11 protein-coding genes and 1 rRNA gene are annotated in these 13,642 nt (G+C 60.2%); 7 read left to right on the forward strand and 5 right to left on the reverse strand.

The genetic code is table 11. From position 1 onward, the window contains the following. Positions 1-185 precede the first annotated feature (185 nt). The 5 genes from rrf (at position 186) to D6Z24_RS10770 (ending at position 6,406) form a co-directional block, all read left to right on the forward strand. A 5S ribosomal RNA gene (gene rrf, locus D6Z24_RS10750) occupies positions 186-302 on the forward strand. Positions 303-461: 159 nt separating this feature from the next. Further along, complete coding sequence (locus D6Z24_RS10755) at positions 462-2,153, forward strand: methyl-accepting chemotaxis protein (protein ID WP_129126597.1); 1,692 nt, start codon at positions 462-464, stop codon at positions 2,151-2,153. A 485-nt stretch (positions 2,154-2,638) separates the two neighbouring features. Next, positions 2,639-4,015 (forward strand): DUF3943 domain-containing protein, encoded by a 1,377-nt coding sequence (locus D6Z24_RS10760; protein ID WP_246014639.1) that lies wholly within the window; start codon positions 2,639-2,641, stop codon positions 4,013-4,015. Between the two features lie 51 nt (positions 4,016-4,066). Continuing rightward, complete coding sequence (locus tag D6Z24_RS10765) at positions 4,067-4,873, forward strand: M48 family metallopeptidase (RefSeq protein ID WP_129126599.1); 807 nt, start codon at positions 4,067-4,069, stop codon at positions 4,871-4,873. A gap of 81 nt (positions 4,874-4,954) precedes the next feature. Beyond that, positions 4,955-6,406, forward strand: coding sequence for an aminoacyl-histidine dipeptidase (locus D6Z24_RS10770; protein WP_129126600.1), 1,452 nt, complete (start codon positions 4,955-4,957; stop codon positions 6,404-6,406). 5 nt (positions 6,407-6,411) lie between these two features. Here the strand turns inward: D6Z24_RS10770 and D6Z24_RS10775 are convergent, their stop codons facing one another. Beyond that, positions 6,412-6,654 (reverse strand): hypothetical protein, encoded by a 243-nt coding sequence (locus tag D6Z24_RS10775; RefSeq protein ID WP_129126601.1) that lies wholly within the window; start codon positions 6,652-6,654, stop codon positions 6,412-6,414. An 83-nt stretch (positions 6,655-6,737) separates the two neighbouring features. Further along, positions 6,738-8,411 carry a B12-binding domain-containing radical SAM protein gene (locus D6Z24_RS10780; protein WP_129126602.1) on the reverse strand — a complete coding sequence of 558 codons (1,674 nt, stop codon included), beginning with the start codon at positions 8,409-8,411 and terminating at the stop codon, positions 6,738-6,740. A 338-nt stretch (positions 8,412-8,749) separates the two neighbouring features. On the opposite strand from D6Z24_RS10780, the gene D6Z24_RS10785 reads away from it, so the two are divergent. Continuing rightward, entirely contained in the window at positions 8,750-10,081 is a 1,332-nt protein-coding gene (locus D6Z24_RS10785; protein ID WP_129126603.1) for a radical SAM protein, read from the forward strand. Positions 10,082-10,150: 69 nt separating this feature from the next. Here the strand turns inward: D6Z24_RS10785 and D6Z24_RS10790 are convergent, their stop codons facing one another. From D6Z24_RS10790 to proC, 3 genes are read right to left on the reverse strand one after another with little or no spacing between them, the layout of a single operon-like run. Next, a complete protein-coding gene (locus D6Z24_RS10790) occupies positions 10,151-10,633 on the reverse strand; it encodes a DsbC family protein (protein ID WP_246014640.1) in 483 nt (160 codons plus the stop codon). 16 nt (positions 10,634-10,649) lie between these two features. Then, complete coding sequence (locus tag D6Z24_RS10795; RefSeq protein WP_129126605.1) at positions 10,650-10,934, reverse strand: acylphosphatase; 285 nt, start codon at positions 10,932-10,934, stop codon at positions 10,650-10,652. After that, the gene (gene proC, locus D6Z24_RS10800) at positions 10,931-11,731 is read right to left on the reverse strand and encodes a pyrroline-5-carboxylate reductase (protein ID WP_129126606.1); all 801 of its coding nucleotides are present in this window, start codon (positions 11,729-11,731) and stop codon (positions 10,931-10,933) included. The genes D6Z24_RS10795 and proC overlap by 4 nt, the downstream gene beginning before the upstream one ends. A gap of 161 nt (positions 11,732-11,892) precedes the next feature. Here proC and D6Z24_RS10805 point away from each other — a divergent pair, with 161 nt between their 5' ends. Continuing rightward, complete coding sequence (locus tag D6Z24_RS10805) at positions 11,893-13,062, forward strand: MFS transporter (protein WP_129126607.1); 1,170 nt, start codon at positions 11,893-11,895, stop codon at positions 13,060-13,062. The last annotated feature ends 580 nt before the right edge of the window (positions 13,063-13,642 follow it).

Genomic DNA, 13,642 nt, shown 5'->3' on the forward strand with positions numbered 1-13,642 from the left:
CTAATCGGCCGTGAGGCTTGACCATAAAAAATTCTCGAGAGGGGGGTGGACCTCCACCCCCCGATCATATACTGCCGAATCCTACGATCACGAAATGCAATTGTAAAACTGTCAGACTAGTCTGACCAGTCCGACTGGTCCGACGTCCGACGATAGAGAGCTTCGCGCTAAGCGCGTAAAAGTTTCTCTGTGGCAATGCCGAGAGGGTCACACCCGTTCCCATCCCGAACACGGAAGTTAAGCCTCTCTGGGCCGATGGTACTGCACTGGTAACGGTGTGGGAGAGTAGGTCGCCGCAGGGAATTTAATAGAAAAGCCCCACCGGAATCCCGGTGGGGCTTTTCGCTTTTCAAAGTTCGTAAATCCTGCAAGGTCGTTGCCTGGGGAGATCTACCTATTAGATTGACACTTCAACATTTTTAATGTACTAATTGGCATATTTATATGCAATTGGGGCATTTATGTTTTTCCGCAAATATCTTTCCTCACTACGCAGCACCTACATATTCATGGTTTGTTTCGGTCTCCTTATGGGGGCCGTCTTTCCGTTCTACTCCTGGATTTTTTTCGGCAGCAAGGCCTTCGCCCCCCTGTACGCCTTCGGCTGCCTGGCCGCTGGGTTCATCGTCGGCACCTTCTGCTATCACATCATAAAAGAAGCATTGCGGCTTTACGTCGAGCAGCAACTAAAAACACTCGTAAAGATTACCGGAGAGGTTTCCGTCGGTGAGGCTACCGGGACCGGTGACGAACTGCACCGGCTTATCGAGTGCAACGACGCTCTGATGAACCGCGTCCTGGTGATGGTCGAAAACGTAACGAGGCTCGCCGCCGACATCTCCGGACGCCATGACCGGCTCACCGCCGACTTCACCAAGACGGTCGAGGACAACGAAAAACAGGCCGCAAGGGAGAAAGAGACCCTCGGGGCCATCGATGATATGAACGCCTTTTTCCGCGACCTGCTCCATGAGATAGAAGACATCGCCTCGCGTACCGACGAGCGCGCCTCAATCTCGGCTGAAATGAGTGCGGCAACCGATGCCATTGCCCTCAGCATCCAGGAATACTCCGCTTCTGTGATGGAGACTTCCGCTTCCATCGAGGAAATGGCTGCCAGCATAAAAGGTACCTCCACCAACATCGAGGCACTGACCAACTCCACCGAACAGACTTACAACTCCATTCTCGCCATCGGTAACTCGATCGTCGATATCCGCGACAAGGCCAAAAGGACATCGGATTGTTCCGACAAGGTGCGGGTGCAGGCTGCGGACGGCATGGACGCGATGACGGCCACCATAGCCGCCATGACGGAAATAGAGGAGTATAGCGATCATTCAGTTGAGGCGATCAATCGGCTATCCCAACACTCCCTGCGTGTCGGCGAGTTCCTTGAGGTCATCAAGGAGGTCGTTTCACAGACGAACCTGCTCTCCCTCAACGCCTCGATCATTGCCGCTCAGGCCGGCGAACGGGGCAAGGCTTTCGCCGTGGTCGCAGAGGAAGTGCGCGCCCTTGCGAAACGGACCTCCGCCTCCACCGACGAGATCGAGGAGCTGGTCGGCAACATACAGAAGGAGACCGCTGCCGCCGAGACCGCCGCAAGGCTTGGCAAGGACAAGGTTGCCGAAGGGGTGAGGGTTTCGGAAAAAGCAGACGCGGCACTGCACCGGATCGAGGAAAGTGCCGCAGAGGCCTCCCGGATGGTTCAGCAGATCGCTGCGGCCACCAACGAGCAGGCGTCGGGGAGCCGCCTCATCACCGATGAAGCGGAGAAGAACCTCTCACGCGTCAAACAGTTCAGCCGTGCCATCCAGGAGGAAGAAGCCGGGGCCCAACTCATCGTTCGCAGCCTCGAGCGGATGCGCAGTCTCTCAGAGAAGATCACCCGCTCGACCGACGAGCAGGTGCGCGGCAACAGGATGTACATGAAGAGCGTCCAGGAGGACAACGACAAGGTCAAACGACTGAAAGAGACCTGCATGGAACAGATCGCCATCGGCGATGTGCTCAGAAATGACGTCACCGAAGTCGACCGGCTGATCCAGGGGACCGCGGAAGAGGCGAAGAAGATGCTGGAAGAGATCGAGGCGATCAACGGCCTCATAGGCGCCGTGCACCGCGAGATGGAGACTTTCCGCAAGTTGTAGTTCTTCTCCCCGAGTCATTCTCTAAGCCCCGCAGGTACAACCTGCGGGGCTTTTTGTGTCTTTTGCCGGGGGGAGAGCTTTCTTGACAAAGCAGACTACCTGTGTAGATTGTCATATGTTAATTTTGCCGACATTTCCTGCAGCAACATTTCCGCAGGCTGTCGCTTCATGCTGTCTATCCTGCAGTGGCTGGTTCCTTGATCTTCCAGATGACAGGGGGCGGAATGAAGTGGACTCTACATGCTTTGGTTTCTCCGTCGATCGCCGTGGTGTTCCTGGCGGTGTCGCTTTTTACTACAGGGATAGGTCATGCCGACCAAGCGATCTTGCCCGCTCGTGAAGCTCAAGTCCCGCCTGCGTCTGACGTTACGCTGCCTGCAGCCGGCGACGCAGCCACATCCTTTTTTACGTGGAGAACGGCAGAGCGCCTTCACCCGAATTTCCAAGTAGCAAAAGCTGATGTCGATCGTCCGCAAACAGTTGCCGTGGATTTGAGGCCGGTCCTTTCCTGGGAGACCGGCGAAGGGAAAAGCTACCTCATCCCGGCCCTCGAGATACCCGGTTTCATCATCGCCCTCAACGCCTTCGACAGGACCTTTCTAAACGACAAAAGAACGGAAGAGGGAAGAAAAACCTACTCAACCAACCCTTCCTCCTTCTGGCGCCAACTGACGCACCAGGACTGGACCTTCGATCAGGACACCTTCCAGGTAAACCAGTTCGGCCATCCTTACGAAGGGGCGACCATGTACGGGTTTGCCCGTTCATCCGGCCTCAACTTCTGGCAATCGCTTGTCTACAGCAACGCCGGAAGCTTTCTCTGGGAGATGGCCGGAGAGAATTCCCGGCCGTCCTTGAACGACCTGATCACCACTGGAAATGCGGGGAGCCTTCTGGGGGAGGCCCTTTTCCGCATGGCCGAACTCGTGCTTGAGGAAGGGGGGAGTCGCCCAACCTTCGGTTACGAAGTGGCCGCAGCGGCGATTTCTCCGTCGACAGCCTTCAACAGGGCGGCTTTCGGCAAGCGGTTCGATGTTATCTTTCCCAATCACAAACCGGCAACGCTCTGGATGTTCAGGGGCGGCGCGAGCGTCGACACGCACTCCAACAACATCAGCGCGAAGGTGGCGGACCGCTCGCGCGAGGGGATCGGCATCCTCGAGTTTTCCATGAGCTACGGTCTCCCAGGCAAACCCGGATACACCTATCACCGCCCCTTTGATTACTTCAACTTTGAAGTCTCGGCGAGGCCCACATCCAACAACCTGGTCGATACGCTGACCGTGCACGGCCTGCTGAAAGGAAAACGGTACGGGCTGGGAGACAATTACCGCGGCATCTGGGGCCTTTACGGGAGTTATGACTACATCTCCCCGTACCTGTTCCGTGTCTCGAGCACCGCACTCTCCCTGGGAACTACCGGCCAGTTGTGGGTCGGGCCCGACGTAGCACTGCAGGGCTCGATACTTGGAGGCGTCGGTTTCGGAGCCACGGGACTGGAGACCGACGTGGTCGAGGAACGCGGTTATCACTTCGGAGCGACGCCGCAGATGTATATCGGTCTTAGGGGACTCTTCGGGGAGAGAGCGATGCTGGACGTGACAGGAAGAGGGTATTACGTCAGCAGCCTGGGGCCGGATCATGACGGCTCGGAGTCCGTTTTCAGGGGACACGCGCTTTTCACCTTGAGAGTCCATGGGAATCACGCCCTCGGCATACAATATTCCGAGTCGATACGCCAGACGAACTATGCTAATATAAGCAGCAAGTCGCGCTCAGAAGGGACTATAAGTCTTGTGTATAGCTTCGTGAGTGACAGAACGTTCGGTGCGGTTGAGTGGCGGGATTCAGCGGAACAGTAAGTGCCGCTGCTTAATTTCAATGTTGTCATAAAAAGAAAGAGAGGTGTGTAGATGAAATACTTGAAGAGGCTTTTGCTGCCCGTTCTGGTCTGCCTTTCCATCATTTCCGGCTGTGCCGTCAACAAGTCATCGGTCGGGGGCTTCAACCTCATCTCGGTCTCCGAAGAGCAGCAACTCGGGGACAAGTTCGCCGTGGAAGTGGAAAAACAGCACAAGGTCATAAGGGACCCGGAGGTGCAGGCCTACATCGACGGTGTCGGAAAAAGGCTCCTGACCGGGGTGCGCAAGCAGGACTTCCCCTTCACCTTCCAGGTGGTGCAGGACGAGAGCGTCAACGCCTTCGCCATCCCGGGAGGGCACACCTACGTGAACACCGGACTCATCAAGGCGGCATCCAGCGAAACCGAACTCGCCGCAGTCATGGCCCACGAAATGAACCATGTCGTGGCCCGGCACTCGACGAGGCAGATGACCCAGCAGTACGGCTACAGCCTCATCGTCAGCCTCCTCCTTGGGGGGCAAAGCGGGGAGCTCTCGAAGCTTGCGGCCGACCTTTTCGGCAAGGCGGGGGGGATGTATTACAGCAGGGAGATGGAGAGCCAGGCCGACTACCTGGGCGTCGAGACCATGTACAAGGCAGGCTACAACCCGGAGGGTATGGTGAGCTTTTTCAAGAAGCTCGACGCGGCCGAGGAGCGGCAACCAAGCACGATCGCCAGGTATTTCTCGTCGCACCCCGAGACCATTGACCGGATCAAGGACATCCAGAAGGAAATCGCCCAACTGCCGCCGAAGAGCTGGCCCCCCGAGTCCAACTCGCAGTTCAACCGCATAAAGGCCAAGGTGCAAAAGCTCTGAGCGGGGCGTGCATAGTGACAAAGAGGAAACATCATCCCCTGCGGCAGCGCCGCAGGGGCATCTTTATTTACGGGAGCAGTCATGACGGAAGCGATACGAGGCCTTGAACCCCAGATATTCTGGCGCTGTTTTGCGGCTATTGCCGCCATTCCCAGGCCCTCCGGGCACGAGGAGAGACTCGCTGACTACATCCTGAAGCGGGCCGGGGAACTCGGGCTGGAGGGGGCGAAGGACGATTGCGGCAACGTCGTGGTGCGGCTAGCGGCCACGCCGGGAAGGGAGGGGGTCCCTTCGGTCTGTCTGCAGTCCCACCTGGACATGGTTTGCGAGAAGAACGCGGACACGGTGCACGACTTCATGAACGATCCTATCGAGCTGGTGCGACGGGGGGATGTGCTCACCGCGAACGGAACCACGCTCGGCGCCGACAACGGGGTCGGCGTGGCCACCTCGCTGGCCGTCATGGAGGGGGGAAGCGGCGAACATGGACCGATAGAGCTCCTCTTCACCGTCGAGGAGGAGACCGGCCTCAGGGGGGCGAAGAACCTGGACCCGGCCCTGGTCGGAAGCCGGACGCTGCTGAACCTGGACTCCGAGGAGGAAGGGGCGCTCTACATCGGATGTGCCGGCGGCAAGGACACCGTAGGGCGCTGGCACCTCGCGACCGAAGCTGCGCCGGATGAGGCGGTGGCGTTCCGCCTTTCTGTCAAAGGGCTGAGGGGGGGGCACTCGGGGCTCGACATAGACAAGGGGCTTGGCAACGCCATCAAGCTCCTGAACCGGGCCCTGCTTCGGATGGCTGAGCTCGGCGCGCGCCTCGTTGCGATCGACGGCGGCAACATGAGAAACGCGATCCCGCGCGAGTGCGCCGCGGTCCTGTACCTGCCGTCCGAACAGCAGGGGAGGGGCGAGGAACTGGTGGCCGAACTCGAGGGTACCTTCAAGGCGGAGTTGGCCGGGGTTGATCCGGGGGTGCGGCTCACCATCGCACGGGAGGTGGCGCCGCCCAAAAAGGTGCTGGAGCGGGACCTGCAGCGGCGCGTCATGCGGGCCATCGCCGGGCTTCCCAGCGGCGTCCAGCGCATGAGCAGCGACATCCCGGGGCTCGTGGAAACCTCCACCAACGTCTCGGTGGTCAGCACCACCGGCGATGCGGTTGTCCTCATCACGAGCCAGCGCAGCTCCAGCGCATCGCGCCTTGCCGAGATGGTGGAGACGGTCGAGTCGACCCTGCAGCTTTCCGGCGCCGAGCTCGAGGTGAGCGAGGGGTACCCGGGGTGGCAGCCCAACATGGACTCGCACGTCCTGAAGGTCGCCAAAGGGTGCTACCGGCACCTGTACGGCAGGGATCCCGAGGTGAAGGCGGTGCACGCCGGGCTCGAGTGCGGCATCATCGGTGAGCGCATCCCGGGGATCGACATGATCTCTTTCGGTCCGAACATGGAGAAGGTGCACTCCCCGGACGAGCGGGTCTACATCGAAAGCGTAGGCAACTACTGGAATTTTCTGCTCGAGGTGCTGAAGACGGTGTAGCGGCACTACTGGTTAAGTTCGCAGAAAAAGCGGATCACCATGGGGACGATGGCGTTGGTCCGGGAGATGAGCACCCTCTGGGTCATCTCCCGGCACCGCCGCCCGAGCCGGCACTTAAGCGAGATGTCGTGCAGCCCCGCGCTGCACTGGAAGACCCGGAGCGTGTCGCCGTTGGTGTTCTCGCCCTGGTAGAGCCCGTCGATGCTGACGCTGCCCCGGCGCTGGCAGGAAACGGTGAAGTATTCCATGCTCCCCCCTTCCGGTCCTTGATTGGAGACGATTAAGTATCGCCCGCGGCGTCGGGACTGCAAGGGGATGCAACGGATAGGGGCTAGAGGACCTGCACCTTGAGTCCTTCTCCCGGTGCGGATCGATAGATGAAGGTGATCTCGGTCGCCTCCTCGCGCCATGGCAAGGTGCGGTAGTCCCGTGCGAAGCCGTGGCGATACTGCCTGATCCGCTCGCCGGGAGTTGAGGCCGGGCGCGCTGGTGGGGGGCTTGCCGCGGCTTGCCGTTCCTTGTCGAAAAAGGCCGGAGTGTTGCCGCCGGGATAACCGGTGAGGCAGAAATCGTAGCAGAGGGCGTCGCGCAGGCGCTCGAGCCCCTCGTCCTTGAGGGCTTCTCCGGCAAAGCGCCATAACGCCTCGAAGAGCGCGGCGAGGGAGAGGTTGCCGCTCACCCCTTCCCCCTCCAGGAACTCCGCCGCCATCGAGAATAGCTGCGACAGCGGGAAGTGCGTGGCGAACTCGTGCAGGCTCGCCGAGAACCTGCCGCTGTTGTAGACCTGGTCGAGCAGGCGGCTGATCCCCTCGATGCGACGGATGTCGTCAAAGGAAAGCCAGGGGGTGCGCAGTATCTTGTAAGGCGCCGCTTCCGCGTAGGCGTAACCTTCCTTCCTGGCGATGCCGCGCATGGCGGTTCCCTTCAGCACCTTCAACGGCTCTACCTGGATGTGGTCGGCACCGAGGGCGAAAAGCCCCTGCACCGAGGCTAGGAAGCCGTCCAGCGACTCGCCGGGAAGCCCCGCCACCAGATCGAGATGAACCGTCACACCCGTCGTCGCCCTGAGTCTCGCCACGTTGGCGTAAAGCTTCTCCAGGCTCGATTTCCGCTCCACCTTGGCAAGCGTCTCCTCTCCCCCCGACTGCACCCCGATCTCGAAACGGAACACACCGGCCGGGACCTGCGCCAGGAGGGCCAGGTTCTCCTCGGTGAGCAGTTCCGCCGCGATCTCGAAATGAAACTTGCTGCCGCGGTTGTGTTCGAGGATGAAGCGCCAGATCTCGTTCGCCCGTCCCGCGTCGTAGTTGAAGGTACGGTCGGCGAGCTTCACGGTCTGAGCCCCCGCATCGATGAGCACGAGCAGGTCCTTTTTGATCCTCTCCATGGAGAAGGAGCGCACCCCCTGTTCGATCGACGACATGCAGAAGGCGCAGGAGAACGGACAGCCGCGCGAGGTCTCGTAATAGACGAGCGGCTTTTTGAGGTCGACGAGTGCCGCGGCGAAAGGGGAGGGGATGTCGTCGAGGTGCGCCATGGCGCCCCGCTCCGGATTGGCGATCACCTCTTCCCCTTCGCGGTAGGTGAGACCGGCGATCTCGTCCAGTGGGTGCCCCAGGTGCAGGGCGTCGATCAGCTCCCGGCAGGTCGCTTCCCCTTCCCCCCGGACGATGCAGTCCACCGAAGGGTTACGAACCATGAGGTCGAAGGCTCCGAAGGAGACCTCGGGGCCTCCAAGCGCCATGAAGGAGTGAGGCTGCAGTTGTTTCAGGTCGGAGGCGAGTTTCAACGTGAGTTCGGTGTTCCAGATGTAGCAGGAAAAAAGAACGACGTCCGCCTGCTCCGCGTGGAGTTTCGCGAGCAGAAGGTCCGGGTGCTCGTTGATGGTGAGCTCCAGGATGCGGTACTCGACACCGGAAACCCGAGGGGCCGATACGGCGAGATACGGGAGGGCCAAAGAGGCGTGGACGTACTTGGCGTGCAGTGTGGTGAACAGTATCTTCATGGGCGGGGATTGTAGCCCATTTATGTGCGGCGGTGCCAGAAAAATGGTGGCACGCGCGTCGCGGCACCCGGAGCGGCACGGGACGCATCCCTTGCCCGCGCCACGCTTTTTTGTTACTGTAAGCGGCTGCTGAAACAAAACCCGAGCCATTGGCCACGGAGAAAATCTGAGACTTCTGAGAAAGGCACAGAATCAAAACCCGTAGCCACGGAGAACTTCTGAGACAATCTGAGAACTGCGAAAACAGGGTTGGAACCTGGAATCGAAGATTTTAAGTCGTGCGCTTTCTCCGATGTTCTCAGATTTTCTCCGTGGCCAACGGTTTTCAAAGGATAAACATGAAACGCAAGAAACTGCCGAAACTGCTCTACGCCGACAGCCAGGGCAACATCTACGATCACCCCTACCTCAACATGGCAGGCATGAGCGCCAACGAAGCCGTACTCCCCGAGTCGGTGGAGCTGATCCCGCTCCCCGAGGACAGCCGCCTCTTCACCATACCCGACACCCCGCCCGTCGCCTGGGACGAGCGCGAGGGGCGTTTTCGCACCGTGAGCCACGTCAAGGAGGGGCGGCGCAGCATGAAGGTCCAGGCCGTCTCAGCCTTCATGGCCCCAGGCTACATGCGCACCCTGCTTCCCGCCTGCGAATACGCGAAGAAGAGGGTGCATCTGCCGCTTTGGTCCTACACCGCCGTGGGGTGGGACGAGGAGACGGAGCGCTTCGTCGTGGCGGCGACCCGCGTGGACGCCAACGAGAACTGGCTGCCGAAGAATTACGACGACAGAAAGCTCGATCCCCTGGTGCGCAAGCTGCTCGCCGAGTTCCCGAAGAACCGGCTCATCGAGCAGCTCTCCCGTTGCGCCGTCGACTACCACTGCTTCGCGGCCAAGAACCTCTTCTTCCGCAGGTGGGAAGCACCCATCCCGACCTCGCCGGTCTGCAACTCGCGCTGCCTCGGGTGCATCAGCCTGCAGCCGTCCGATTGCTGCCCCTCGAACCACGAGCGCATCCCGTTCGTGCCGACACCGGAGGAGATCGTCGAGCTCATGCTGCCGCATCTTTTGCAGGCGCCGGAGCCGATCGTCTCTTACGGCCAAGGGTGCGAGGGGGACCCGATCATGCAGGCGGACACCGTCGCCGAGGCGACCAGGAGACTCAAGGCCGGCAGCTCACGCGGCACGGTGAACTTCAACTCGAACGGCTCCATGCCGGACCGGATCCGCATGCTCTGCGACGCGGGGATGGACTCCATGCGCTTCTCGATGAATTCGGTGCAGGAGGGGTTCTACAACAACTACTACCGTCCCAAGGGGTACCGCTTCGCCGACGTGGTGGAATCGGTGAAGACGGCCAAGGAGCGCGGTCTCTTCACCATGATCAACTACCTCGTCTCGCCCGGCGTGACGGACAGCCCGTCCGAGGTCGAGGCGCTCCTCAAGTTCATCGACACGACCGGCGTGGACATGCTGCAGATGAGGAACCTCTCCATCGATCCCGCTTTCTACAACGAGAGGATGGGGGTGGAAAAGAGGGGGATCGGGATGTACCGGATGCTGCAGGAGGTGAAACGGGAGTTCCCGAAGATCCAGTACGGCTACTTCAACAGGACGCGCGAGAAGTTCTTCCCGGAGGGGTTTGAGAAAGGGTGGCCGATCAAAGGCAATTGACAGTTGACGATTGACAATTGACAGTGAACGGCCTTTCCATACGTTGCATTACTAGGGGGGCCGTCGCGGCTATTTCAGCAACTGCTCCAGCTTCTTAAGGTCGAAACCCTCGACGATCCTGCCGTAGATCATGAAGGTGGGGGTGGCGTTCATCTTGTTCGCCTTCGCGATCTCTTCGTGCTCCTTCTGAAGCTTGATCCCGGCAGGGGTGATCTCGGAGAGCTTTCTCTTGTCGAAGGTGTCGGAAGCGGCCTCGTGGAACGCCTTCGCCTTGTCCTTCGCGGACAGGATGTACTGGACCTTGTCCTTGGACATCGGATGTCTTTTCAGCGGGATGAAGAAGACGTAGCGGGTGACGTCGGTCCGTTTCTCGAAGTACGCCTCGGCCTTGCGGCAGAAGGGGCAGTCCGGGTCGGTGAACTCGATCACCGTGGTCTTGCCGTTGCCGATCTTGACCGCCTTGTCCAGATCGAGGCTGTCCTTCGCCGCAAACGCCGATGCCGCGACGATCAGCGCGAGCAGGACCACAAGCGGCATCATCCATCTATTCATTCCGTCTCTCCTGTGACTATTCATCGCCGTACCTGATGCTGAAACCGGCGCACTCCCCGGTGTACTCCCCCGCCTTCTCGATCAACTCGTCCACGCGCGCGGCTTCCGGACCCCGCCGGCACCACTGCACCATGGCCCGGACGTCGTCTTCCTCCCCTTCGAAACACGCCTCGACGGAGCCGTCGGCCAGGTTGCGCACCCAGCCGGAGACGTTATGCCCGGCCGCGGTTCGGGCGGTGTGGTGCCTGAAGGCGACTCCCTGCACCCGGCCGCGCACGAGGACCATCGTCCTTATTTTCACTTTTCCCCCAGCTCCTTGGAGCGCGCGACGCAGACATCGACCGCATTGATGGTGGCGGCACGGAAGCCGTCGCAGTCGAGGGAGTGCATCGCGGCGATGGTGGTCCCCCCGGGGGAGGCGACGTTGCTTTTCAGGACCGCCGGGTGCTCGTGGCTTTCCAGGAGGAGCTTTGCGGTGCCGTAGACGGTCTGGGACGCGAGGGCGGTCGCAACGTCCCTGGTGAGGCCGTGCTTCACGCCGGCATCGCTCAACGCCTCGATGAAGGTGAGCACGTAGGCCGGGCCGCTGCCGGAGACGCCGGTTACCGCGTCGAGGAGCTTCTCTTCCACGACGCAGGTGGTCCCGACCAGGTCGAAGATCCTGCGGGTGAGCGCCAGGTCGTCCTCGGTGGCGTTGTAGCCGCGGGCGATCGCGGATGCCCCTGCAAGCACGAGCGCAGGCGTGTTGGGCATGACCCGCACCACGCGGGCGCCGGCACCCAGCATCCCCTCGATGGCGGCGCTTTTGACCCCGGCCATTATCGATATGAAGAGCTTCTCAGGCGTCGCGTCGAGGTGGGAGAGCACCTGGGAGGCGACCTGTGGTTTCACGGCGAGGATCACGGTGTCGCTCATACGGCACAGCGCGACGTTGTCCGAGAGCACCTGCACGCCGTAACGCTCGGCGAGCAGCTTGCGGCGCGGCTCGGAGGGCTCGGAGACCGCCAGCTCGGCGGCAGGGACGCCGCCCGCCAAAAGCCCCTTGATGATCGCCTCGGCCATGTTGCCGCCGCCGATGAAACCCGTTCTCTTCTCCATGCCTTGCCTCCCGCCTCAGTAAGGATTTAGTTCCAGTGATAGGTAATAAATCCGCCCCCAAATGTCAACAGAATTGATTAGATTTAATTATTGTTGGTGCGGCGGCTGAGGCGGTTGTCACAGTGACCGCATAGGCTAGACTGAAACCCTGGAGGTGCGCCGTGTTCAAAGGCATTACCGGCAACGTTCTCATCCTGGGCCTCGTCAGTTTCTTCACCGACGTCTCAAGCGAGATGATCTACCCGCTTTTGCCGTTGTTTCTTACCGGAGTGCTCGGAGCAGGTCCTGTATTCCTCGGGGCCATTGAGGGAGTGGCGGAATCGACCGCTTCCTTTTTGAAGCTCGTCTCCGGCATAGTGTCCGACCGTGTGCACAGCAGGAAAGGGCTGGTGCTTTCCGGGTACGCGATCTCCTCGCTGATGCGCCCTCTGATCGGGAGCGCCGGCACGCCGCTCGCCGTGCTGCTCATCCGGACCGGCGACCGGGTGGGGAAGGGGATCCGCACCTCGCCGCGCGACGCGCTGATCGCCGATTCCGTGGAGCCTTCCATGCGCGGAAAGGCCTACGGGTTCCACAGGTCGATGGACCACGCAGGCGCCCTGGTCGGGCCTCTCATCGCGACCTTTCTGCTTGCCTACTTCATAAGCGACCTGCGCCAGCTCTTCTGGCTTGCCGGCATCCCCGGGATCGCGGCGGTCCTTCTCATCATCTGGAAGGTGCGGGAGACCCGGCGGGTCCTCCAGCCCGGACGGCGGCTGCGCCTGACCGCGCTTCCCGCAGGTCCTCTCAGAAGGTACCTGCTGATCCTCTTTCTTTTCACCCTCGGCAATTCCTCGGACGCCTTTCTTCTCTTGAAGGCGGGAGCGCTCGGAACTCCTGCATACCGCCTGCCGCTTCTGTGGGCCTTCTTTCACCTGGTGAAGATGCTTGCCACCATGCCCTTCGGCGCCCTCTCCGACCGTATCGGCCGGCGGTCGGTGATCGTTGCCGGCTGGTGCGTCTATGCCGTGTCCTACCTTGGCTTCGGCCTCGCCGGAAGTGAGGTCGAGATCTGGCTCCTCTTCGCGCTCTACGGAATCTTCTTCGGCCTTACCGAAGGGGTGGAAAAGGCGTTCGTGGCCGACCTGGCCAGGGAAGCTGAAGTCGGCGCCGCGTTCGGCTGGTTCCACTTCGCCGTCGGTGCGGGCGCGCTGCCGGCGAGCCTGCTGTTCGGAAGCATCTGGCAGCTTGAAGGGGGCGCGGCTCCCTTTCTCTTCGGCGCGTCCCTGTCCGCCGTGGCTGCCATTCTACTTGTGACCGTGGTCAAAGTGCCGTCTCCGCCCCGGCACTGACTTTGTTTCACCCTCCTGAAGTCATTTCCCTTGCAGCCAAAGTCATTGATTCCCCGCTGGATACAAAAGTCCTTGTGACTTTTCCTCTCGTGAGAGCATTTTTTCCCTAAAGCCAGTATTAGCATTGCCGATAATGTCTTTTGTGTCTGGAAGCTTACTCTTTATGTCAAAAAACAGACCTAAAAGACGACTCTATGACTTCGAGGTTCCTGTTATTAGAGTGGTTTCCGGGTGAGTTGGCTTGTATTTCAGATGTTTATGCAATTGGTAAAGATCGTGCAAATTGTTCAGAGTGCACGCTCCGATGCAAATTGAAACCGGTTCAGCGGCGAAGACCGACAAACGACGATTCCGGCGCAACAAAGGCCAGAAGCCCCCTGAATCAAGACATAAGCATGACTGATGCGGGGTTGCCCGCACAAAACGACAGACGCTTGTTGTGACAAAAAACTGACTTCTCTCATTGACCTTTTGTAGTTGCAGGATGATCGCATTGTAAGATTTGGTTAATATTAGTTCTGCTGATGCCGATGGCAGGCTGCCATTGTGTGAAATATTTTTAAGATATATTTAATGTCGG

The organism is Geomonas oryzae (assembly GCF_004117875.1).
Lineage (GTDB): Bacteria > Desulfobacterota > Desulfuromonadia > Geobacterales > Geobacteraceae > Geomonas > Geomonas oryzae.

Bases quoted from the DNA above. Each gene is read 5' to 3' on its own strand.
- D6Z24_RS10775 (WP_129126601.1), bottom strand. From the start codon at position 6,654: ATGGAATACTTCACCGTTTCCTGCCAGCGCCGGGGCAGCGTCAGCATC.
- D6Z24_RS10785 (WP_129126603.1), top strand. From the start codon at position 8,750: ATGAAACGCAAGAAACTGCCGAAACTGCTCTACGCCGACAGCCAGGGC.
- D6Z24_RS10770 (WP_129126600.1), top strand. From the start codon at position 4,955: ATGACGGAAGCGATACGAGGCCTTGAACCCCAGATATTCTGGCGCTGT.
- D6Z24_RS10780 (WP_129126602.1), bottom strand. From the start codon at position 8,411: ATGAAGATACTGTTCACCACACTGCACGCCAAGTACGTCCACGCCTCT.
- D6Z24_RS10765 (WP_129126599.1), top strand. From the start codon at position 4,067: ATGAAATACTTGAAGAGGCTTTTGCTGCCCGTTCTGGTCTGCCTTTCC.
- proC (WP_129126606.1), bottom strand. From the start codon at position 11,731: ATGGAGAAGAGAACGGGTTTCATCGGCGGCGGCAACATGGCCGAGGCG.
- D6Z24_RS10755 (WP_129126597.1), top strand. From the start codon at position 462: ATGTTTTTCCGCAAATATCTTTCCTCACTACGCAGCACCTACATATTC.
- D6Z24_RS10790 (WP_246014640.1), bottom strand. From the start codon at position 10,633: ATGAATAGATGGATGATGCCGCTTGTGGTCCTGCTCGCGCTGATCGTC.